The organism is Xanthobacter sp. AM11 (genome assembly GCF_047444035.1).
GTDB lineage: Bacteria > Pseudomonadota > Alphaproteobacteria > Rhizobiales > Xanthobacteraceae > Xanthobacter.
Map to the genome: position 1 here is coordinate 2,825,694 of NZ_JBLAOA010000001.1, position 19,518 is coordinate 2,845,211.

Genomic DNA, 19,518 nt, shown 5'->3' on the forward strand with positions numbered 1-19,518 from the left:
AAGGCGTGCCTCCCGGCGCCTCAGCGGCCGGAAAAAGCCTCGAAAATGTAGTCCGGCGCGCTGGTGTTGTGGCGCGACGGCACCAGCCGGCCGGCCCAGAACATGGCGACGTTCTCCGCATCGCTGAAGCTCATCACCGGCGATTCGCCCATGGCGCCGTGCGCCGTGCCGCGCCAGGCGACGCGGGCCACGTCCGCATTGCCTTCCGTGACATACATGGAGCGAAGGGCGGCGAAGGTGCGCGGGGCGGCGCCGTCGAACTGCACTTCCAGAAAGAGCGCGTCGCGGTCCAGCTTGGCGATCTGCATCCGCGCCTTGCCGCCCTCGGCGAAATGCAGGGTGAAGGTGCGGGTCTGGGGGGCGAAGTCGATCTCCTTCAGCCGCACCAGGGGGCGTTCCGCCTGCTCCACCGGCCCGACGAGGAAGGAGGAGCCATAAGCGGTGCTGCGCATATGGGCGGGGGAGAGGGGGCGGGCACGCCAGTAGCCGTCCGGCGGGTACACCACCAGCACTTCCTCGGCCTTGCCCTCGTGGCGCACCCAGACCTGCACCATGTGCAGGCCCTGCGTCACCTCCCCGCCGACCCGGAAGGGCACGGTGGCGGCGCGCCAGAAGGAGGGGAAGATATAGCCCGTCAGCCAGAGGTCCGGCGTCTCGAAGATGGTGACGCGGCGGGGTTCGGTCCTGGCGTCCGGCTTGCCCGCCGGCACCGCGGCGCCGGCCTTGGCGGGCGGCGGCTCGCTGGGCACCACCGGGTCGCGCGACATGTCGCAGGTTTCGAAATCCGGGTCGGTGCGGTCCATGAGGAGCGTGCCGATATAGGCCGGATGGCGGGCCATGATGCGAAACTTTTCCACCTTGTCCGAGCTGAAGGTGAGGGTCACGTTGTCGGTTTCCGCGCAGGTGGCCGACACGCTCTCGTTGCGCACGACGACGCCCAGCGGCTCGGCACCCGCCGCCGCCGGGGCCAGCAGCGCGGCGGAACAGGCGATGAGGCGCAGGGCTCGCAAAGCAAAGGCGGACATGGACAGCTCCGGAAGGGCACTGCATCGCAGGCAGGCGGCGGGACCTTAGCAGTGTGCATCCCATCGGCCAACGCGTGCGCGTGCCGCCACGGCGCCCCTCTCGCAATCCGGCGCGCGCGCCCTATATGAAGCGGGATTGCCGCTGCGGCAGCTATGGTGCGGTACCTACCGAGGGGTCGGCGAAGATGTGGATGTTGCGCAGGCGTTCAGTGCTGGTGGCGCTGGCTGTGGTCGGGGGCCTGAGCCTCCTTTGCGCCGACCACGCCGAAGCGCGTAAGGGCGGCTCCATCGGCAGCCGGGGGACACGGACCTACCAGTCCCCGGCCCCGACCACCACGGCGCCGGGAACCGTCGCGCCGGTGCAGCGCTCCACCACGCCCCAGCCATCGGCCCAGCCTGCTCCGTCCGCCGCGCGTCCGCAGCCGGCGGCCCGCCCTTCCATGTTCGGCAGCGGCCTTGGCGGCTCGCTGATGCGTGGCCTTCTGATCGGCGGCGTCATCGGCCTGCTGCTGGGCCATGGGCTCGGCGGCCTTGCCGGCATGCTCGGCCTTCTGGTGCAGGTCGCCCTGGTCGCGCTGGTCGTCATGCTGGTGCTGCGCTTCATGCGCCGGCCGCAGCCTGCGGCGGCGGGGGCCGGCGCGGGTCCCCATCCGCGGATGCCGCACCCCGCCGGGGCCATGGGCGGCGCGATGGGTCCCCGTGCCACCCCGGCCGGCGGTGCCCCGGCTTCCCGCCCGGCGCAGCGCGACGAGATCGGCATCACGCCGGCTGATCTGGATACCTTCGAGCGCCTGCTGGGCACCATCCAGACCGCCTTCGGGCAGGAGGACCAGGCGGCGCTGAAGGCCAATACGACGCCCGAGATCTTCGGCTTCCTCGCCGACGAGCTGCGCGACAATGCCGAACGCGGCGTCCGCAACAAGGTGTCCGACGTGAAGCTGCTGCAGGGCGACGTGGCCGAAGCCTGGCGCGAGGGCACACGGGACTACGCCACCGTGGCCATGCGCTATGCCAGCCGCGACGCCATGGTGGATCGGGCCACCGGCCGCGTCCTGTCCGGCGACCGCGCGGGGACGGGCGAGAGCACGGAGGTGTGGACCTTCACCCGTGAGCGCGGCGGCCCATGGCTGCTGGGCGCCATCCAGGGCAGCTGAGCCCTTGGGAAGGGGGACGGCGCGCGGGGCGGGGCTTCCCGTCGCCCGTGCGTCGTGGTCTAAAACGCGCCCATGCAGAGCGCGCCCATGACGAGCGTCATCACCGTCTCCCACCTGAACAAGACCTACGCCACCGGCCACAGCGCCCTGAAGGATGTCTGCCTGGACATCCGCCGGGGCGAGATCTTCGCCCTGCTCGGACCGAACGGGGCGGGGAAGACCACGCTCATTTCCATCATCTGCGGGCTGGTGAACGCCACCTCCGGCACGGTGGAGGTGGCGGGCCATGATATCGTCGCCGACTATCGCGCCGCCCGCGCCACCATCGGCCTGGTGCCGCAGGAGCTCACCACCGATTCGTTCGAGAGCGTGTGGGCGACGGTGAGCTTCTCCCGCGGCCTGTTCGGCCGTGCCGCGAACCCGGCGCATATCGAGCAGGTGCTGCGCAGCCTCTCCCTGTGGGACAAGAAGGACGCGAAGATCATGACGCTCTCCGGCGGCATGAAGCGGCGCGTGCTCATCGCCAAGGCGCTTTCCCACGAACCGCAAGTGCTGTTCCTCGACGAGCCCTCCGCCGGGGTGGACGTGGAGCTGCGCCGCGACATGTGGCGGCTGGTGCGCGAGCTGCGCGACAAAGGCGTCACCATCATCCTCACCACCCATTATCTGGAGGAGGCCGAGGAGATGGCCGACCGGGTGGGGGTGATCGCCAAGGGCGAATTGATCCTGGTGGAGGACAAGGCCACCCTCATGCGCAAGCTGGGCAAGAAGCAGCTCACGGTGGAGCTGACCGCCCCGCTGGGCGCGGTGCCGGACCGCCTTTCGCCCTACGGCCTCACGGTTTCGGCGGACCGCGCCTGCCTCACCTTCAGCTATGCCACCCACGGGGCGGGGGGGCAGGAGGACGGGCTTTCCATCGCCGGCCTTTTGGCCGACCTCTCGGCCGAGGGCATCGCCTTCAAGGATCTCCACACGGAGCAAAGTTCCCTCGAAGACATCTTCGTAAGCCTGGTGAGGCGCGCGCCATGAACCTGTACGCCATCCGCGCCATCTACGCCTTCGAGATGAACCGTACCCGGCGCACGCTGGGGCAGAGCGTGGTCTCGCCGGTGCTCTCCACCTCGCTCTATTTCGTGGTGTTCGGCTCGGCCATCGGATCGCGCATGGCGGAGATCGACGGGGTGCCCTACGGCGCCTTCATCGTGCCCGGGCTGATGATGCTGACGCTGCTGACGCAATCCATCAGCAACTCGGCCTTCGCCATCTATTTCCCCCGCTTCACCGGCACCATCTACGAACTGCTGTCCGCCCCGGTGTCCCCGTTCGAGATCGTGGCCGGCTATGTGGGGGCGGCGGCGACGAAATCCGTGGCGCTGGGCCTCATCATCCTGGCCACCGCATCCCTGTTCGTGCCGATGGAGATCCGCCATCCGTTCTGGATGCTGGCCTTCCTGGTACTCACCGCGGTCACCTTCTCGCTGTTCGGCTTCATCATCGGCATCTGGGCCGATGGCTTCGAGAAGCTGCAGATGATCCCGCTGCTGGTGATCACGCCGCTCACCTTCCTGGGCGGCACCTTCTATTCCCTGGACATGCTGCCCCCGGCCTGGCGCGCGGTGACCATGTTCAATCCCGTGGTCTATCTCATCTCCGGCTTCCGCTGGAGCTTCTTCGGCCATTCGGACGTGCGGGTGGAGGTGAGCCTTGCCATGACGCTGGGCTTCCTCGTCCTGTGCCTCGCCACCGTGCGCTGGATGTTCCGCACCGGCTACCGCCTGAAGAATTGAGGCGAAGCCGCGCCGTTCCCACCCATCGCCGTACCGGCGAAGCCGAAGGACACTCCCGTGAGCGACCACCTGCCCCGCCCCACCTACCAGGACTTCACCCGGCAGGCGCCGGACATCTATGCCGCGCTTTCCGCCCTCACCCGGGGGGTGGACGCCTCCGGCCTCGACAAGGGACTGACGGAGCTGGTGAAGCTGCGGGTGTCGCAGATCAACGCCTGCGCTTTCTGCCTGAAGTTCCACCTGGGGGTGGCGCGCAAGGCCGGCGTGCCGCAGGAGAAGCTGGACCTTCTGGCCGCGTGGCCCGATGCCGGCGTCTTCTCCGAGCGGGAAAGGGCGGCGCTGGCCTTTGCCGAGGATCTCACGGTGCTGGACGGCGCGGCGGCGTCCGATGATGCATGGGCGGCGGTGCGCGCGCATTTCTCGCAGGACGAGGCCATGTTCCTCACCGTCACCGTCGGCGCCATCAATGCCTGGAACCGCATCGGCATCGGCCTGCGCTTCGTCCCGCCGGCGGGCTGAGCGGGGCGAAGACGGGCCCGGCCCCGCGGCAGGCGGCCATGCAAAAGGCCCGTGAGCGTCACTCACGGGCCTTCGCAAAAGAGCGGTCGGCCCCGGCCAAAGTCCGGGGCCGGTGGCTTCAGAGCCCGCCGAGGCACATATACTTGATGCTCAGATAGTCGTCGCAGCCGTATTTGGAGCCTTCGCGGCCCATGCCGCTCTCCTTGACGCCGCCGAAGGGGGCGACCTCGGTGGTGATGACGCCGGCATTGATGCCCACCTGGCCATATTCCAGCTTCTCCGCCACCCGGAAGGCGCGGCCGAGGTCCTTCGTGAAGAAGTAGCAGGCGAGGCCGTATTCGGTGGCATTGGCGTAGGAGATGGCTTCCTCCTCCGTCTCGAACTTGAACAGGGGCGCCAGCGGGCCGAAGATCTCGTCGCGCGCGAACGCCATGTCCTGCGTGGCGCCGGTGAGGACGGTGGGCTCGAAGAAGGTGGTGCCCAGCGCCGAGCGCTTGCCGCCGGTGGCCACCTGCGCGCCCTTTTCGAGGGCGTCCGCCAGCAGCCGCTCCACCTTGGCGACGGCGCGGTCGTCGATCAGCGGGCCGGCGGAAACGCCTTCCTCCAGGCCGTTGCCCACCTTCAGCTTCTTGGTCGCCTCGGTGAACTTGGCGGCGAAGGCGTCATAGACCCCCGCCTGCACATAGAAGCGGTTGGCGCAGACGCAGGTCTGGCCGACATTGCGGTACTTGGAGGCGATGGCCTGTTCCACGGCGAGGTCGAGGTCGGCATCGTCGAAGATGAGGAAGGGCGCGTTGCCGCCCAGCTCCATGGAGATCTTCTTCATGGTGTCGGCCGACTGCTTCATCAGCAGCTTGCCCACCGGGGTGGAGCCGGTGAAGGTCACCTTCTTCACCAGCGGGTTGGAAGTCATCTCGGCGCCGATGGCGGGAGCGTCGCCCACCACGATGTTCACCACGCCGGCCGGAATGCCCGCCATCTCTGCCAGCACACCCCAGGCGAGGCCGGAATAGGGGGTCAGTTCGGAGGGCTTGCACACCACGGTGCAGCCCGCCGCCAGCGCCGCGCCAATCTTGCGCGAGAGCATGGAGGAGGGGAAGTTCCAGGGCGTGATGGCGGCCGCCACGCCCACCGGCTCCTTGGTGACGATGATCTTGCGGTTGGCCCAGGGGGAGGGGATTACGTCGCCGTAAAGGCGCCGCGCCTCTTCCGCGAACCAGCGCACATAAGCGGCGGAGGCGCCGATTTCGCCACGGGCTTCCGGCAGCGGCTTGCCCTGCTCGGTGGTGAGCAGAACGGCCAGTTCCTCGGCATTCTGGGTGATGAGGTCGGCGAGCTTGTGCAGCTTGGCGGCGCGCTCGGCGGCGGTGGTGGCGCGCCAGGTCTTGAACGCCTCGGCGGCGGCCTCGATGGCGCGGCGGGTCTCGGCGCCGCCGGCCTTGGGGATGGAGCCGATCAGCCCGCCGGTGGCGGGATTGTGGACTGCGATGGTCTCGCCGCTGTCCGCCCCCACCCAGGCGCCTCCGATCAGCATCGCCTCGCGCAGCAGGGTGAAGCTCGGGGTTTCGCTACGGGAAATAGGCTGGGGTGCTGCCATGTGTCTGCTCCTGAGGGCGTGAGCGGGCGCGGCGCTGAAAGGCGCGCGCGCCTCGATATAGGATATAGGACCAAAGTGCCAGAGGCACCCGTTGCGGTATCAACGTATGCAGGTGATGGAGTGGAAGGGGACGATCTGTTCCTTTTGCCCGGCGCCTATGGCCACCTGGCAGCGCAGATAGTCGCGGCCCACGCTGAGTGGCGCGAAGCCGGTTATGGTGTTGCCGCCCACCACCTGGATGATGATGGCCTGGCCGGCTTTTTCACTCACGATATCGAGCACGGCCTGGCGGAAATCGTCTTCCTTGCACTGGCACTGCATCGCGTCCCTCCCGGGGAAGGAAAACGCGTCTTTTCCCAAGGCCGGAGCCCGCGCCGATCAGCTTGCATCGCAAGCGGATCGGATAACGCGTTCTCTATCCTTAAGTTAGAGGGCGACTCACCGATCAAATTGAGTCAATTTGATCGGATCGCGCTCTAGGGTGCGCGTCCGTTGCGACTATAGACCCATCGCGCAACAACGGGGCATGCAGGAAACGCATGGATGCCCCGGCGGCCATCCGCCTTTGATCGGCGTCAAGCGCCTCCGTTGCGGAAAGGCCTATCAAGGAGCGTCTGCTGCGGGAGCCTCGCCGATGTTGAAGGTCGCAATTATTGTTTGGCTCGTGCTGGCCACCGTGTTCGCCGGTGTGGCCATCATGGCTGTGCTCGCCATGCCGTCGCTGAACGGCAAGGACATGAGCCTTATCCCCATCGTGGCCGGTCTCGGGGCCCTGGTGGCCATCCCTGCGGCGCTGCTGGTGGCCAAGCGCATCGTTGCCATCGGCTCGTCCCGCACCTGAAAGGGGCGTTGTCGGCCGGCGCAGGGCTCATTTGCGTGGCCCCCGCGCGTGGCGGCTCACGCCCGGGCAATGGCGTGGAAGAAGCTGCCGGTGACGGTTCCGCGGCGGCTGCCGGAGACGCCCAGCGGCCGGCCCTCGGCGTCGCAGAGGTCGGCGAGGGGCGCGTCCGCCCCGCGGGACACGACGGTGGCATAGTGGAATTCATGTCCGCGCACCCGCGCCCCCGGCATGCCGAGGGGCGAGGGGGCAAGGAGCGTGGCTTCCCGGTAGCCCAGGTTCATCCGGCGGCGGGAAAAGCTCGTTTCCAGGTCGAGGAGGCCCGCAAGGGCGTGGGTGGTCCCGTCCGCATCCTCAAGGGTGCGGCCCAGCGCCATGTAGCCCCCGCACTCCCCATGCACCGGCCTGGTCTGCGCGAAGTGCCGCAGGCCTTCCAGGAAGCGTGAGGCCGCGGCCAGCCGGCCGGCGTGCAGCTCGGGATAGCCGCCGGGCAGCCAGCACACGTCGCAGGACGGGTCCGGCGCCGCGTCGGCGAGGGGCGAGAAGGCGACGATTTCCGCGCCCATGGCGCGCCACGCCTCCAGCACATGGGCATACATGAAGCTGAAGGCGGCATCGCGCGCGAGGGCGATGCGCTGGCCGGGCGGCGGCAGGTGGTGCGCCGCTGTGGCGGCGCAGGCGAGCGGGCCGGCGGCGGCGCGGATGCCGTCCATGTCGAGATGGCGTTCCGCAAGGTCGGCGAGGGCACGCAGGCGGGCGGAAAGATCGTCCGTCTCCCCCGCCTGCACCAGGCCGAGATGGCGCTCCGGCAGCACGATGCCCGCCTCGCGCGGCACCGCGCCCAGCACCGGCACGCCCAGCGGCGCCACCGCCTCGCGAATCATGCGCTCGTGCCGGGCGCTGCCCAGCTTGTTGAGCACCACGCCGGCCATCCGCACCCGCGGATCATGCCCGAGAAAGCCGCGCAGCACGGCCGCGGCGGTCTGGGATTGGCCGGACACATCCAGCACCAGCAGCACCGGCAAGGCAAAGCGGGCGGCGATATCGGCCCCGGCGCCGGTGCGCCCGGGCTCTGCCGCCACGCCGTCGAACAGGCCCATGGCGCCTTCCGCCACGATGATGTCCGCATCCTGCGCCGCCCCGGCCATCAGGTGGTCGAGCAGGGCGGGGGGCATGGCCCAGCTGTCGAGGTTCAGCCCGGGCCGGCCGGTGGCGGCGGCATGGAAGGCGGGGTCGATATAGTCCGGCCCCGATTTCACCGCGCGCACCGCCACGCCGCGCCGGGCGAGGGCCGCCAGCAGGGCGAGGGTGACGGTGGTCTTGCCCGAGCCCGAGCGCGGGGCGGCGACGAGAAGCCCGCGCGCCGGCGGAACGGGGCTCATAACGCGCCGCCCTGCGGCGCGCGATCAACGCCAATGGCAGCGCGCCGCCGCATGCCCCCTTTTCCCGCCCGGCGCGCGTCTCTATCAAGGCAGGCATGAGCGATGCGCCCGAACCCGACGGCCCGCCGGACCGGCCGCTGAAGCGCGGCTGGACCACCGGCACCTGCGCCGCGGGCGCCGCCAAGGCCGCCTTCGCCGCGCTCGTCACCGGCGCCTTTCCCGACCCGGTGGAGGTGGAGCTGCCCGGCGGCACCCGCCCGGCCTTCGCTCTCGCCATCCAGGCGCGGGTGGGCGCGGGCGCCATGGCCGGCATCGTCAAGGATGCCGGCGACGACCCGGACGTGACCCACGGCGCGCTGGTGAAGGCGACGGTGACGCGCGCGCCGGCAGGGGCCGGCATCATCTTCCGCGCCGGGGAGGGGGTGGGCACCGTCACCCGTCCGGGCCTGCCGGTTGCGCCCGGCGAGCCGGCCATCAATCCGGTGCCGCGCCGCATGATCGCCGCCGGCATCCGCGAGGTGGCGCAGGCGGCGGGCGTGGCGGCGGATGCGGTGGTGGAAATCGCCATCGAGGACGGGGCGCGGATCGCGCAGAAGACCCTGAACCCGCGGCTGGGCATCGTCGGCGGCCTGTCGGTGCTGGGCACCACCGGCATCGTCGTGCCCTATTCCTGCGCCGCGTGGATTCACTCCATCCATCGCGGCATCGACGTGGCCCGCGCCATGGGCCTCCAGCATGTGGCCGGCGCCACCGGCAGCGCCTCCGAGGCGGCGGTCCAGAAGCTGCACGGGCTCGACGAGGTGGCCCTCATCGACATGGGCGATTTCGTCGGCGGGATGCTGAAATATCTCCACGCCCACCCGGTGCCGAAGGTGACGGTGGCGGGCGGCGTGGCGAAGATGACCAAGCTGGCCCAGGGCCGGCTCGACCTGCATTCCAAGCGCGGCAGCGCCGACATGGAGGCCCTTGCCGCCCTTGCCGCGGCGGCCGGCGCGGCGCCGGCCCTCGCCGCGCGCATCGGCGCCGCGCACATGGTGGCGCAGGCCTTCCGCATTGCCGGCGACGACGGGATGGCGCTGGGGGATGCGGTGGCGCAAGCCGCATGGCGCACCGCTGCGCGCGCCCTCGCCCGCGCCGATGTGGCGCTGGAGGTGGTGGTGTTCGACCGCGACGGAACGCTCATGGGTCGCGCCCCCTTCGCCCCGGCAGGCGGCTGACGCGGCGCGGGTCATGTGCCGGCTCCGCGGAAGCGGCGCACATAAGCGGCATCGTAGAGCGCGCTCTCGCGGAAATCCGCCGCCGCGAGCGCCCGCCCCACCAGGATCAGCGCGGTGCGGGCGATGGGATCGGCGGCGAGCTGGCCGGCAATGTCCCCGAGGGTGCCGGTGACCATGCGCGCATCGGGCCAGGAGGCCCGGGCCACCACGGCCACCGGGCAGTCGGCCCCCAGCACCGGGGTGAGCTCCGCCACCACCCGGTCCAGCGCATGGATGGCCAGATGGATGGCCAGCGTCGCCCCGGTGGCGGCGAAGGCGGCGAGGCTTTCCCCCGCCGGCATGGCCGAGGCGCGGCCCGATATGCGGGTGATGACGAGGCTCTGGGCCACCTCCGGCACGGTGAATTCCCGCCCGAGGGCCGCCGCGGCGGCGGCGAAGGCGGGCACGCCGGGGGTGAGGGTGTAGGGAATGCCGCGCCGGTCGAGCCGGCGCATCTGCTCGGCCACGGCGCTGTAGACCGAAAGGTCGCCCGAATGCAGCCGCGCCACATCCTCCCCCGCCGCGAAGGCACGCACGTATTCGGCTTCGATCCGGTCGAGGTCGAGGGGGGCGGTGTCCACGATGCGCGCGCCCGGCGGGCAATAGGCCAGCAGCTCCGGCGCCACGATGGAGCCGGCATAGAGGCACACCGGGCAGCGGGCGATCAGGTCGCGCCCGCGTACGGTGATGAGGTCTGCCGCGCCCGGCCCGGCGCCGATGAAATGCACGCTCACGCCGCCTCCTCCCGCCGCGCCAGGGCGCAGGTGACGGGCCCCAGCGCCAGGCGCGGGCCGAGCAGGCTGGCCTGCGCCCCCGCCGCCGCCAGCGCCGCCGTCTCCGCCGCCGAGGGCACATGCAGCAGCGCCACCACCCGTTCGGATCGTGTCCTGGTGCGGCTGGAGGCGGCTTCCATGCGGGTCTGCGGCACCAGCACCAGCGGCAGCCCGAGCTTGGCCGCCGCCTCGCTGATGCCGGCCTCGCCGCCCTTCACCGCCGGGGTGGCCATGAGGTCGATGTCGCCGCGGGCGAGCGCCGCCCGCTCCAGCGCCGCATCAAGGGCGGCGAGCACATCCTCGGCGCTGACGCCGCGCCTGGAGCCGATGCCGGCCACGATCATGCCCCGCCTCCCGCCGCGTGTGCGCGGTCCTTCACATGGCGCCACTGGGTCACCGGCATGGCCGGGCGCCATCCCGTCATGCCCTTCACCGGCGCCGCGCGGGCGAGGGCGATGCGCACCAGCTCGCCGCCCAGCCGGGCATGGGCGCCAAGCAGCAGCGCTTCGGTTTCCAGCGTCACCGCATTGGCCACCAGCCGGCCGCCCGGCTTCAGCGCCGCGAGGGCGGCATCCAGCACCCCCGGTTCGCTGGCGCCGCCGCCCAGGAAGATCACATCGGCAGGGGGCAGTCCCGCAAGGGCGCCGGGTGCCGCACCCTCCACCACCGCCAGGTGCGGCACGCCGAGGGCGCAGGCGTTGCGGGCGATGCGCGCGGCCCGCGCCGGGTCCTGCTCCACCGCCACTGCGGCGAGGGAGGGGTGGCACAGCAGCCATTCTATGGCGATGGAGCCGGCGCCCGCGCCGATGTCCCACAGCACTTCGCCCCGCCGCGGGGCCAGGGCGGAGAGGGTGAGGGCGCGAATCTCCCTCTTGGTGATCTGCCCGTCATGCTCGAACATCGTGTCGGGCAGGCCGCAGGCGAGGGGCAGCACCGGTGCATCCGCCGCCGCCGCCACCTCCAGCGCCACCACGTTCAGGGCGGCCACCCCGTCAAGGTCGAAGCCGTCGGCGCGGCAGGCGCGCACCCGCTCGCGCGGGCCACCCAGGGCTTCCAGCACCACGAGGCGCGAGGCCCCCAGACCCAGGCCCGCCGCCATCTGCGCCACCTGCCGCGGGCCGTCCCCGTCGCAGGTGAGGATGAGCAGGCGGGCGCCGTCCTGCAGGTGGGGCCGCAGCAAAGCGAGGGGCCGGCCGTGGAGGGAGACGAGATCCACCTCCTGCAGCGGCCAGCCCAGCCGCGCCGCCGCCAGCGAGACCGCGGAGGGGGCGGGCAGCACGCGCATTTCCGCCGCCGGCACATGGCGGGCAAGGCTTGCGCCCACGCCGTGGAAGAACGGATCGCCGGAGGCGAGCACGCACACCGGCCGTCCGCGCGCCGCCAGCACGGCGGAGAGGCTGAAGGGGCTCGGCCAGGGGTGGGCCTCGCCTTTCACCAGCGCCACCGCCAGCGCCAGGTGGCGCGCGCCGCCGAACACCATCTGCGCGCTGGAAATGGCGGCGCGGGCGGCGGGCGAGAGGCCGTCCACGCCATCCTCGCCGATGCCGACGATGGACAGCCAGCAGCCGGCTGGGGCACTACTGCCCGCCATGACGGTTTCCTCTTCCGCGTCAGCCATGGCCCCGCGCATCCTTCTCCTCGGCGGCACCAGCGAGGCCAGCGCCCTTGCCGCACGCCTCGCGCCCGGGCGGCATCCCGAGCTGCCGCAGCTTCAGGTCATCCTGTCCCTTGCCGGGCGCACGGAACACCCCGCGCCCCAGCCTGTGCCGGTGCGGGTGGGCGGCTTCGGCGGGCCGGCCGGCCTTGAACACTACCTCAGGACGGAACGGATCGCTGCCGTGGTGGATGCCACCCATCCCTATGCCGCCCGCATGTCCTTCAATGCCGCTGCGGCCTGCGCCGCCGCCGGCGTGCCGCTCATCGCCCTGCGGCGCGGGCCGTGGGCGCCGGTGCCGGGGGATTGCTGGCAGGAGGTGGCGGACGTGGCTGCGGCGGTGACGGCGCTGGGCGCGGCGCCGCGCCGGGTGTTCCTCGCCCTCGGCCGCAACGAGGTGCGGGCCTTCGAGGCGGCGCCGCACCATGCCTATCTGGTGCGCAGCGTCGATCCGGTGCGCCCGCCCCTGGCGGTGCCCGCGGCCGATTATGTGCTGGGCCGCGGACCCTTCAGCGAAGAAGACGACCGGGCGCTGCTCGGCGCCCACCGCATCGAGCTGATCGTGGCCAAGAACAGCGGCGGCGCCGCCACCTACGGCAAGATGGCGGCGGCGCGGGCGCTGGGCATCGGCGTGGTGCTCATTGCCCGCCCGCCGGTGCCGGACGTGCCGGCGGTGGAGCGGCCGCAGGAGGCGCAGGCGTGGCTCGCCGCCCTGTTCGGCGGTGCAGGCGCGGGTCACGGCGCCGCTGCGGCCGAGCGCGGCGCATAGACGAGGGGTGTGCGCCCCGGCCGCGGCACGATGCGCGTCTCCCCGGTGCCGATGACGATGCAGGTGGCCATGTCGGCCTGCGCCGGGTCGGCCTGCGCCAGGGTGGTGAGGGTGATGCGCTCGTCGGCACGCCCCGCCGCCCGGCCGAACACCACCGGCACCGTGCCCGGCAAAGCCTGCCGCAGCAGCTCGAAGGCGCGCCCCAATTGCCACGGCCGCGCGCGGCTGACCGGATTGTAGAGGGCGATGACGAAGCCCGCCTGCGCCGCCAGCTGCAGCCGGTGCTCCACCAGAGCCCAGGGCTTCAGGTTGTCGGACAGGGAGAGGGCGCAGAAATCGTGTCCCAGCGGGGCGCCGCAGCGGGCGGCCACGGCCAGCATGGCGGTGACGCCGGGCACGATTTCCAGCTCCAGCTCGCGCCAGGCCGCCGGCCCGTGCTCGATGGCCTCGCACACGGCGGCGGCCATGGCGAACACGCCGGGATCGCCGCCGGACACCATGGCCACCCGTGCCCCGTTCGCCGCCGCCTCCAGCGCCGCGCCGGCGCGGGCGATCTCCTCGCGGTTGTCGGAGGGGTGCCGGGCCTGCCCGGGCTTCGGCGGGATGCGGGCGAGATAGGGGCCGTAGCCGAACAGGATGTCGGCCGCCTCCACCGCCGCGCGCGCCTGCGGCGTCATCTGGTCGTCGGCGCCGGGACCAAGGCCCACCACCGTCAGCTGCCCGCCCCGGCCGGCCGCGCCGCCGCTCATGCCGCGCGCTCCCAGCCGGGCACCAGCACGATGGAGAAATAGGGGGCCGGCGTGTCCGCCCGCTCGGCCAGGGGCACGAGGGCGCCGCCGGCCATGGTGCCGCGCTCCACATAGAGCGCCCGTTCCAGCCGGCCGGCGGCGGCCAGGGCCCGGCGGATCTTCGGCAAATTGCGGCCCACCTTCATGATCACCGCCGCGTCGGCCTCGGCGAGGCGGCGGGCCAGCTCGCCCTCCTCCAGGGTGCCGGGCAGCACGGTGAGCACGTCGTCGCCCTGGGCGATGGGCGCACCCGCCTGCGACCAGCAGCCGGACATGCCGGTGACGCCGGCCACCACCTCGGTGGGGAAGCGGGAGGCGAGGCGCACATGCAGGTGCATGTAGGAGCCATAGAACAGGGGGTCGCCCTCGCTCAGCACCGCCACGGTGCGGCCGGCATCCAGATGGGCGGCCACCGCCGCGGCGGAGGCGTCGTAGAAGGCGCCGATGGCGTCGCGATAGGCGGCGTCGTGGCGGTGGATTTCCGTGGTGACCGGGTAGAGCAGGGGCAGTTCGTGGGTCTGCGGCCGGAAATGCGCATGGGCGATGGCGCGGGCGTGGCTCGCATTGCCCGCCTTGGCGAAATAGGCCACCACATCGGCCGCGCCGATGGCCTTCACCGCCTTGAGGGTGAGAAGGTCCGGGTCGCCGGGGCCGACGCCCACGCCCACGAGGCGGCCGCTCATAGCCCCGCCCTCGCCAGCGCGTTGAGGCAGGCGGAGGTAATGGCGCTGCCGCCCAGCCGCCCGCGCACGATGGCGAAGGGCACGCCGCGCGGGTCCGCGGCCAGCGCCTCCTTGGATTCCGCCGCCCCCACGAAGCCCACCGGCATGCCGAGGATGGCCGCCGGGCGCGGCGCGCCGCGGTCCAGCATCTCCAGCAGATGGAACAGGGCGGTGGGCGCATTGCCGATGGCCACCACGGCGCCGCCGAGGTGCGCGCCCCACAATTCCAGCGCCGCGGCCGAACGGGTGGTGCCCAACTGCGCGGCGAGGGCGGGAACGGCGGGATCGCGCAGGGTGCAGACCACCGCGTTGCCGGCGGGAAGCCGGGCGCGGGTGATGCCGTGGGCCACCATCTGCGCGTCGCACAAGATGGGCGCGCCGGCCTTCAGCGCGGCGCGGGCGGCAGCCACGAAGCCGGGGCCGAAGGTGAAGTCGCGCGCCGCCTCCACAAGGCCGCAGGCGTGGATCATGCGCACCGCCAGGTCCTCTTCCTCGGGCGGGAAGCGGGAGAGGTCGGCCTCGGCCCGGATGATGGCGAAGGAGCGCTCGTAGATGGCGGCGCCGTCGCGCACATAGTCGAAGGGAATGCTCATTCTGGCCGGCCCGTCACGTCCTCATCCTCGGTCCTGTTGCGTCCCCGGCCGCCGCCATGCCCCACCGGGCCGCCGGAATGCGGCGGGCGAGGAGGTCGCGGCCGCTCTCCCCGGGGGCGCGGGCGCCATCGGCGAGGTCGGCGAGGGCTGCCACCAGCCCATCGGGCGCAAGCCCCGGCGCCGCCGCCTGCGACGGAGCGCCCTCATGCACCAGCGCGACGCCCGCGTCCATGCCCACGAGGGTGAGTGTGGCCGGCGCGGGATGGGCGCAGCCCTTGGCGCAGGCGGAAAGGTGCACGCGCACCGTTCCATCCAGCAGCGGCGCCAGCGCCGCCGCCACAAGGGGGGCCAGAGCGCGGGCGGGAAAATGGGCGCAGGCGCAGGCCGGCGCACCGGGGCAGGCGGCGATGAAGGCGCGCGGGTCGTCCCGCCCGGTCAGGCAGCCCAGCTGTCGGGCGGCCGCGGCGAAGGCATCGGCGGACAGGCGGCCGGTGGCCAGGAGGGCGCGGCCTGGCGCCGGGCGCAGGTCGACGGCGCCGGCGGCCTGTGCCGCATCGGCAAGGGCGTGGAGCAGGCCGGCGTCCGCGGCGCCGAACGGCAGGCCGACGCCGAACGCCGCTTCGCCCTGCTTCAGGGGAATGAGGCCGAGGGGGGCGGGCGCGTCGGCGGCGTCATCCGGCCCGGCGGTGCATCCGGGCAGGTCGGTGGCGCGGGCGCGGCGGCCGAGGGTCGCGATGCAGGCGAGGGCATCCGCCGCGGCGGTGGCGGCTGCCTCCGCGCGCATGCGCTGCGGTGCGCCGCCGCCGATGGACACGGCCCAGAGCGGGCCGCCTTCCGCCGCCACGGCGCCAAGGCGCACGTCAGCCTTCTGGCCGTCGAGGCTTACCGCGCCGCCGCCGTCGATGACCACCGACACCTTCGGCCCCAGCCGCCCCTCCAGCGCCGCGGTGGCCGCGCGGATGGCCGCGGCGAGGGGGCGCGCGTCGGCGATCTCGCCGGGATCGCGGCCGGCGAGGGGCGACACGTCGATGGCGAGGCCGGTCCGCGGCGCGATGCCCAGCGCAAGGATGGCGTCCTGAAGCGGTGCCACCGTGTGCGGCTGCAGCCCGCGCACCTGCAGGCTGCCGCGGGCGGTGACCTCCACCAGGCCGTTGCCGAAGGCGGCCGCCGCCGTCGCCACGCCGCGCAGCTGGGTGGGCGAAAGGCCGCCGTCAAGCGGCACGAGGCGCAGCAGCAGGCCGTCGCCGGTTTCCATGGGGGAAAGAAAGGCGGGGCAGGCGCCCCGGCGGGCGGGCGGGCGCGGCATCATTCCGCCGCCTCCCGTCCTTGCGCCGCCGCCAGCAGCGCCGCGAGGTCGCCGTCAAGGTCGTTGCGGCGGGCATGCCACAGGCCGCGCCGCCGGGCATCGGCGAAGCGGCGGGCGATGGCGCCGGCGGCGGCGCAGTTCTGGTCGAGCAGGAAGGCGCGCACCGCCGGGTCGGCCAGATAGGCGCCGTGCAGCCGGTCGAGGAGAGCGGAGGGCACCTGCCCGGTGGTTTCGGTGAAGGCCACCAGCCGGTCCACCGTCTCCGCCAGTTCCGCCGCCCCGCGCGGGCCGTGGCGCATCTGGCCGGTGATGAAGGTGGCCGAGACGCGGCCATGCACCAGCCGCGCAAGGGCTTCCGCCAGCGGCCGGGCGCGGGGGCGGTCGGGATCGGTGGTGTCGAGGATCACGAGGTGCGCGGCGCTGTCCAGCGCCGCCCCCGCCGCGGCAAAACCGCCGATGAAGGCGGCATCCTCGCTGCCGTCCAGGAGGTCGCGGGCGGCATCGTCGGCACCATGGATCAGCGCGTCCGCCTGGGCGAGGCGCGTGGCGAACAGGCCGGGGGCGGGCCGCGCCGCGCCGTCGGCGCCGCCATAGGCGTGGGAGGCGGCGTCGAGATAGGCGCGCCCCAGCTCGGCCCGGTCCGCGAAGGCGCCGCGCTGGAGCTGGGCCTCGATGCCCGCGCCATAGGCCCCCGGCGCCGAGCCGAACAGCCGGTCGAGGGGCTCGCCCCGGCGCCGGGCGTCGGCGAGGGGGTTCTCGTCCGCCGCCTCCTCCCGCCCGGCCACGGCCCGCACGGCGGCGTCGAGGAGGGCGATCTGGGCCGGGAAGATGTCGCGGAACAGGCCGGAGATGCGGAAGGTCACGTCGATGCGCGGGCGCCCCAGCACTGCGGGCGGCAGTACCTCGATGCCGGTGACGCGCCCGGTGGCGGCCTCCCACACCGGCCGGCAGCCGAGGAAGGCGAGCCCCTGGGCGATCTCCTCGCCGCCGGTGCGCAGGGATGCGCTGCCCCACAGGTCCATCACCAGCGCGCGGGGCCAGTCGCCATGCTCCTGCAGCAGCAGGCGCAGGGCCTCGTCGGCGGCCTTGCGGGCGAGGTCGCAGGCGGTGGGGGTGGGCAGGGTGCGCGGATCTGCGGTGAAGAGATTGCGCCCGGTGGGCAGCACGTCGCGCCGCCCGCGGGCTGGGGCGCCGGCCGGCCCCGCCGGTATGAAGCGGCCATCGAGGGCGGCCAGCAGGGCGCGGGTTTCCGCCGCTCCGCTGGCGCGGCGGGCGGGGTCGGCCTCCGCCTCCGGCACGTGGCCGAAGACATGGAGCCCGTCCTTCACCGCCAGGTCCTTCAGGTCGCACAGCCAGGCGTCGATGCGGCGCAGGGCCTCGTCCGCATCGGTGGCGGTGGTGACGCCGGCGGTGGCGGCAAGGCCGGTTTCCCCCGCCGTCTCCACGATGAGGGCGGCGAGGCGCTCCCGGCGGCGGCGGTCGAGGCCGTCGGCCTGCGCATATTCGTCCACCAGCCGTTCCAGCCGCTGCTCGGCCGCGCCGAGGCCGGCGGCGGCGAGCGGCGGCGGCAGGTGGCCGATGGTGACGGCGGCGAGCCGCCGCTTGGCCTGCGCCGCCTCGCCGGGATTGGAGACGATGAAGGGATAGACCACCGGCAGCGCCCCCATCACCGCCTGTGGAAAGCAGGCGGGGGTGAGGGCGGCGGCCTTGCCCGGCAGCCATTCCAGCGTGCCGTGGGCGCCCAGGTGAACCACCGCGTGGGCGTCCAGCCCCTCCCGCAGCCACAGGCCGAAGGCCAGGAGGGCATGGCGCGGCGGCAGCGCGGCGTCGTGATAATCGGCGCGCCGGTCCAGGGCCGTGCCGCGATCCGGCGCGAAGGCGAGGGTGAGGTGGCCGAGCCGGGCGAGGCGGAAGTGGAAGGCGCCGTCCTTCAGCTCCGCATCCGCGTCGGCCGGCCCCCATGCGGCGATGACCGCGGCGCGCGCGGCCTGCGGCAGGGTGGCGAGGAAGCGCCGGTAGGTGTCGAGGGGCAGGGCCGGGGCCGGGTTTATGGCGGCCAGCAGCGCCTTCGCATCGGCGGGGGGCGGCGCGGTGGCATAGCCTGCCGCGCGCAGGGCTTCCAGGAGGCGGCGGGCGCTCTCCGGCACGTCGAGGCCCACCGCATAGCCGCTGCGGCCTTCCGCGCCCGGATAGTCCGGCAGGATCACCGCGATCCGCCGCTGTGCGCGCGGCGTGGCGGCAAGGCGCACGAGGGCGGCGGCGCGGGCCGCCACATGGGCCACCGCATCGGGCTCCGGCCGGTTCACGGCGGGGGCGAAGGCGAGGTCGGCGTCGGCCGGGGCGAAATCCTTGAAGGAGAGGGCGCCGGCCAGCACCCGCCCGTCCAGCTCCGGCAGCACCACATGCATGGCGAGGTCGGCGGCGGAGAGGCCGCGCGGGCTCGAAGCCCAGGCGGCGCGGGCGGTGGTGGCGGGCGCCGCCTGGAGCACCGGCGGCCCGCCCGCCGGGAACAGTTCCCCCGCATCGCCGGCCGCAAAGGCGGTGGTGGTGACGATGACGGCGGGATCAAGGGCGGCCACGCCCGCGCGCACCGCGGCGCGGGCCTCCGGCGCCTTCAGGCTGGGCAGGAACAGGGGCACGGCGCAGATGCCGTGGCGGGCGAGGGCCTCGGCCAGCGCGTCCACCGGCGCGGTGTCGCCCGCCAGCCATTGGGAGCGGTAGAACAGCACGAGCGCCTTCGGCCGCGGGTCGGCCCAGGCCGCGCGGAAGGCCGCGTCGGCCGGCGCCAGCGCGTGGCCGGCACGATGCACGGCGATGGCCGGCACGGCCTGCGGCGGGGGCACGGGGGCGCCGGCGCCGAACCCCGCCGCCTGCGCCATGCGCGCCAGCAATGCCGCCATGTTGTCCGGGCCGCCGGCGCGGAAATGGCCGAGCCACAGGGCCAGATCGTCCGCCGGCAGGGTGGAGAGGGCGGCGAGGCGCGGGTCGTCCTGGTCCTCCCCCGGCAGCAAAGCCAGCGCGATGCCGCGGGCGCGGGCCAGGGCGGCCAATTGCTCGGCGCCGTAGCGCCACCAGTCGAGCCCGCCCAGCTGGCGCACCAGCACCACCCGGGCGTGGCTCGCCACCTTGGCCGTCCACAGGTCCACGGACATGGGGTGCCGCAGGTCCTTCAGCCGGGCGAGGCGCAGGCTGGGCAGGCTGTCGCGCCGCGCCCGCCAGGCGGCGGAAAGGGCGAGCAGGTCGCTGTCGGTGAAGGAGAGCGCCACCATGTCGCCGGGCGGCTGGGCGAGATCCACCGGCTCGGCCAGATCCTCCAGCGTCGTCGATGTGGTGGAAAGGATGTGCATGGGTGTCC

General features: G+C 73.1%; 19 protein-coding genes. 7 read left to right on the plus strand and 12 right to left on the minus strand.

All coding sequences use genetic code 11. The features are described 5' to 3' along the window. Positions 1–20: 20 nt before the first annotated feature. Positions 21–1,025: a hypothetical protein gene (locus ACI7BZ_RS13000; protein ID WP_414117566.1), complete on the minus strand. Its 1,005-nt coding sequence runs from the start codon at positions 1,023–1,025 to the stop codon at positions 21–23. A 191-nt stretch (positions 1,026–1,216) separates the two neighbouring features. On the opposite strand from ACI7BZ_RS13000, the gene ACI7BZ_RS13005 reads away from it, so the two are divergent. The 4 genes from ACI7BZ_RS13005 to ACI7BZ_RS13020 all read left to right on the plus strand — a co-directional run bounded on the left by ACI7BZ_RS13005 (position 1,217) and on the right by ACI7BZ_RS13020 (position 4,485). Continuing rightward, on the plus strand, positions 1,217–2,179 hold the full coding sequence (locus tag ACI7BZ_RS13005) for a TIM44-like domain-containing protein (RefSeq protein WP_414117567.1): 963 nt from the start codon (positions 1,217–1,219) through the stop codon (positions 2,177–2,179). 87 nt (positions 2,180–2,266) lie between these two features. After that, positions 2,267–3,208 (plus strand): ABC transporter ATP-binding protein, encoded by a 942-nt coding sequence (locus ACI7BZ_RS13010; protein WP_414117568.1) that lies wholly within the window; start codon positions 2,267–2,269, stop codon positions 3,206–3,208. Continuing rightward, positions 3,205–3,966, plus strand: a complete 762-nt coding sequence (locus tag ACI7BZ_RS13015; protein ID WP_414117569.1) for an ABC transporter permease — start codon at positions 3,205–3,207, stop codon at positions 3,964–3,966. Before ACI7BZ_RS13010 ends, ACI7BZ_RS13015 begins: the two co-directional genes overlap by 4 nt. A 57-nt stretch (positions 3,967–4,023) precedes the next feature. Continuing rightward, a complete protein-coding gene (locus ACI7BZ_RS13020) occupies positions 4,024–4,485 on the plus strand; it encodes a carboxymuconolactone decarboxylase family protein (protein ID WP_414117570.1) in 462 nt (153 codons plus the stop codon). A gap of 118 nt (positions 4,486–4,603) precedes the next feature. Here the strand turns inward: ACI7BZ_RS13020 and ACI7BZ_RS13025 are convergent, their stop codons facing one another. Next, positions 4,604–6,082, minus strand: coding sequence for an NAD-dependent succinate-semialdehyde dehydrogenase (locus ACI7BZ_RS13025; RefSeq protein WP_414117571.1), 1,479 nt, complete (start codon positions 6,080–6,082; stop codon positions 4,604–4,606). Between the two features lie 99 nt (positions 6,083–6,181). Beyond that, positions 6,182–6,403, minus strand: coding sequence for a hypothetical protein (locus tag ACI7BZ_RS13030; RefSeq protein WP_414117572.1), 222 nt, complete (start codon positions 6,401–6,403; stop codon positions 6,182–6,184). A gap of 313 nt (positions 6,404–6,716) precedes the next feature. Here ACI7BZ_RS13030 and ACI7BZ_RS13035 point away from each other — a divergent pair, with 313 nt between their 5' ends. Beyond that, positions 6,717–6,923, plus strand: a complete 207-nt coding sequence (locus tag ACI7BZ_RS13035; protein ID WP_414117573.1) for a hypothetical protein — start codon at positions 6,717–6,719, stop codon at positions 6,921–6,923. A 56-nt stretch (positions 6,924–6,979) separates the two neighbouring features. Here the strand turns inward: ACI7BZ_RS13035 and ACI7BZ_RS13040 are convergent, their stop codons facing one another. Continuing rightward, the gene (locus ACI7BZ_RS13040) at positions 6,980–8,302 is read right to left on the minus strand and encodes a cobyrinic acid a,c-diamide synthase CobB (protein ID WP_414117574.1); all 1,323 of its coding nucleotides are present in this window, start codon (positions 8,300–8,302) and stop codon (positions 6,980–6,982) included. A 95-nt stretch (positions 8,303–8,397) separates the two neighbouring features. Between ACI7BZ_RS13040 and ACI7BZ_RS13045 the strand changes: the two genes are divergently transcribed. Continuing rightward, on the plus strand, positions 8,398–9,519 hold the full coding sequence (locus ACI7BZ_RS13045) for a cobalt-precorrin-5B (C(1))-methyltransferase (RefSeq protein WP_414117575.1): 1,122 nt from the start codon (positions 8,398–8,400) through the stop codon (positions 9,517–9,519). An 11-nt stretch (positions 9,520–9,530) separates the two neighbouring features. Here ACI7BZ_RS13045 and cobM read toward each other — a convergent pair whose 3' ends face one another. Genes cobM through cbiE form a run of 3 tightly spaced genes read right to left on the minus strand, consistent with a single transcriptional unit; the run spans position 9,531 to position 11,922 of the window. After that, complete coding sequence (gene cobM / locus ACI7BZ_RS13050; RefSeq protein ID WP_414117576.1) at positions 9,531–10,292, minus strand: precorrin-4 C(11)-methyltransferase; 762 nt, start codon at positions 10,290–10,292, stop codon at positions 9,531–9,533. Then, on the minus strand, positions 10,289–10,675 hold the full coding sequence (locus tag ACI7BZ_RS13055; protein WP_414117577.1) for a cobalamin biosynthesis protein: 387 nt from the start codon (positions 10,673–10,675) through the stop codon (positions 10,289–10,291). Before ACI7BZ_RS13055 ends, cobM begins: the two co-directional genes overlap by 4 nt. Further along, positions 10,672–11,922 carry a precorrin-6y C5,15-methyltransferase (decarboxylating) subunit CbiE gene (gene cbiE / locus ACI7BZ_RS13060; RefSeq protein ID WP_414119164.1) on the minus strand — a complete coding sequence of 417 codons (1,251 nt, stop codon included), beginning with the start codon at positions 11,920–11,922 and terminating at the stop codon, positions 10,672–10,674. The genes ACI7BZ_RS13055 and cbiE overlap by 4 nt, the downstream gene beginning before the upstream one ends. A gap of 25 nt (positions 11,923–11,947) precedes the next feature. Here cbiE and ACI7BZ_RS13065 point away from each other — a divergent pair, with 25 nt between their 5' ends. After that, a complete protein-coding gene (locus tag ACI7BZ_RS13065) occupies positions 11,948–12,754 on the plus strand; it encodes a cobalt-precorrin-6A reductase (protein WP_414117578.1) in 807 nt (268 codons plus the stop codon). Here the strand turns inward: ACI7BZ_RS13065 and ACI7BZ_RS13070 are convergent. From ACI7BZ_RS13070 to cobN, 5 genes are read right to left on the minus strand one after another with little or no spacing between them, the layout of a single operon-like run. Then, positions 12,721–13,503: a precorrin-3B C(17)-methyltransferase gene (locus tag ACI7BZ_RS13070; RefSeq protein ID WP_414117579.1), complete on the minus strand. Its 783-nt coding sequence runs from the start codon at positions 13,501–13,503 to the stop codon at positions 12,721–12,723. The two genes, ACI7BZ_RS13065 and ACI7BZ_RS13070, sit on opposite strands and share 34 nt — an antisense overlap. After that, positions 13,500–14,225, minus strand: a complete 726-nt coding sequence (locus tag ACI7BZ_RS13075) for a precorrin-2 C(20)-methyltransferase (RefSeq protein WP_414117580.1) — start codon at positions 14,223–14,225, stop codon at positions 13,500–13,502. The genes ACI7BZ_RS13070 and ACI7BZ_RS13075 overlap by 4 nt, the downstream gene beginning before the upstream one ends. After that, a complete protein-coding gene (locus tag ACI7BZ_RS13080) occupies positions 14,222–14,857 on the minus strand; it encodes a precorrin-8X methylmutase (protein ID WP_414117581.1) in 636 nt (211 codons plus the stop codon). The genes ACI7BZ_RS13075 and ACI7BZ_RS13080 overlap by 4 nt, the downstream gene beginning before the upstream one ends. A gap of 13 nt (positions 14,858–14,870) precedes the next feature. After that, complete coding sequence (gene cobG, locus ACI7BZ_RS13085) at positions 14,871–16,166, minus strand: precorrin-3B synthase (protein ID WP_414117582.1); 1,296 nt, start codon at positions 16,164–16,166, stop codon at positions 14,871–14,873. Further along, entirely contained in the window at positions 16,163–19,510 is a 3,348-nt protein-coding gene (gene cobN, locus ACI7BZ_RS13090) for a cobaltochelatase subunit CobN (RefSeq protein ID WP_414117583.1), read from the minus strand. Before cobN ends, cobG begins: the two co-directional genes overlap by 4 nt. Positions 19,511–19,518 lie beyond the last annotated feature (8 nt).

Bases quoted from the DNA above. Each gene is read 5' to 3' on its own strand.
- ACI7BZ_RS13000 (WP_414117566.1), bottom strand. From the start codon at position 1,025: ATGTCCGCCTTTGCTTTGCGAGCCCTGCGCCTCATCGCCTGTTCCGCC.
- ACI7BZ_RS13005 (WP_414117567.1), top strand. From the start codon at position 1,217: ATGTTGCGCAGGCGTTCAGTGCTGGTGGCGCTGGCTGTGGTCGGGGGC.
- ACI7BZ_RS13010 (WP_414117568.1), top strand. From the start codon at position 2,267: ATGACGAGCGTCATCACCGTCTCCCACCTGAACAAGACCTACGCCACC.
- ACI7BZ_RS13015 (WP_414117569.1), top strand. From the start codon at position 3,205: ATGAACCTGTACGCCATCCGCGCCATCTACGCCTTCGAGATGAACCGT.
- ACI7BZ_RS13025 (WP_414117571.1), bottom strand. From the start codon at position 6,082: ATGGCAGCACCCCAGCCTATTTCCCGTAGCGAAACCCCGAGCTTCACC.
- ACI7BZ_RS13030 (WP_414117572.1), bottom strand. From the start codon at position 6,403: ATGCAGTGCCAGTGCAAGGAAGACGATTTCCGCCAGGCCGTGCTCGAT.
- ACI7BZ_RS13035 (WP_414117573.1), top strand. From the start codon at position 6,717: ATGTTGAAGGTCGCAATTATTGTTTGGCTCGTGCTGGCCACCGTGTTC.
- ACI7BZ_RS13040 (WP_414117574.1), bottom strand. From the start codon at position 8,302: ATGAGCCCCGTTCCGCCGGCGCGCGGGCTTCTCGTCGCCGCCCCGCGC.
- ACI7BZ_RS13045 (WP_414117575.1), top strand. From the start codon at position 8,398: ATGAGCGATGCGCCCGAACCCGACGGCCCGCCGGACCGGCCGCTGAAG.
- ACI7BZ_RS13055 (WP_414117577.1), bottom strand. From the start codon at position 10,675: ATGATCGTGGCCGGCATCGGCTCCAGGCGCGGCGTCAGCGCCGAGGAT.
- cbiE (WP_414119164.1), bottom strand. From the start codon at position 11,922: ATGGCGGGCAGTAGTGCCCCAGCCGGCTGCTGGCTGTCCATCGTCGGC.
- ACI7BZ_RS13065 (WP_414117578.1), top strand. From the start codon at position 11,948: ATGGCCCCGCGCATCCTTCTCCTCGGCGGCACCAGCGAGGCCAGCGCC.
- ACI7BZ_RS13070 (WP_414117579.1), bottom strand. From the start codon at position 13,503: ATGAGCGGCGGCGCGGCCGGCCGGGGCGGGCAGCTGACGGTGGTGGGC.
- ACI7BZ_RS13075 (WP_414117580.1), bottom strand. From the start codon at position 14,225: ATGAGCGGCCGCCTCGTGGGCGTGGGCGTCGGCCCCGGCGACCCGGAC.
- ACI7BZ_RS13080 (WP_414117581.1), bottom strand. From the start codon at position 14,857: ATGAGCATTCCCTTCGACTATGTGCGCGACGGCGCCGCCATCTACGAG.
- cobG (WP_414117582.1), bottom strand. From the start codon at position 16,166: ATGATGCCGCGCCCGCCCGCCCGCCGGGGCGCCTGCCCCGCCTTTCTT.
- cobN (WP_414117583.1), bottom strand. From the start codon at position 19,510: ATGCACATCCTTTCCACCACATCGACGACGCTGGAGGATCTGGCCGAG.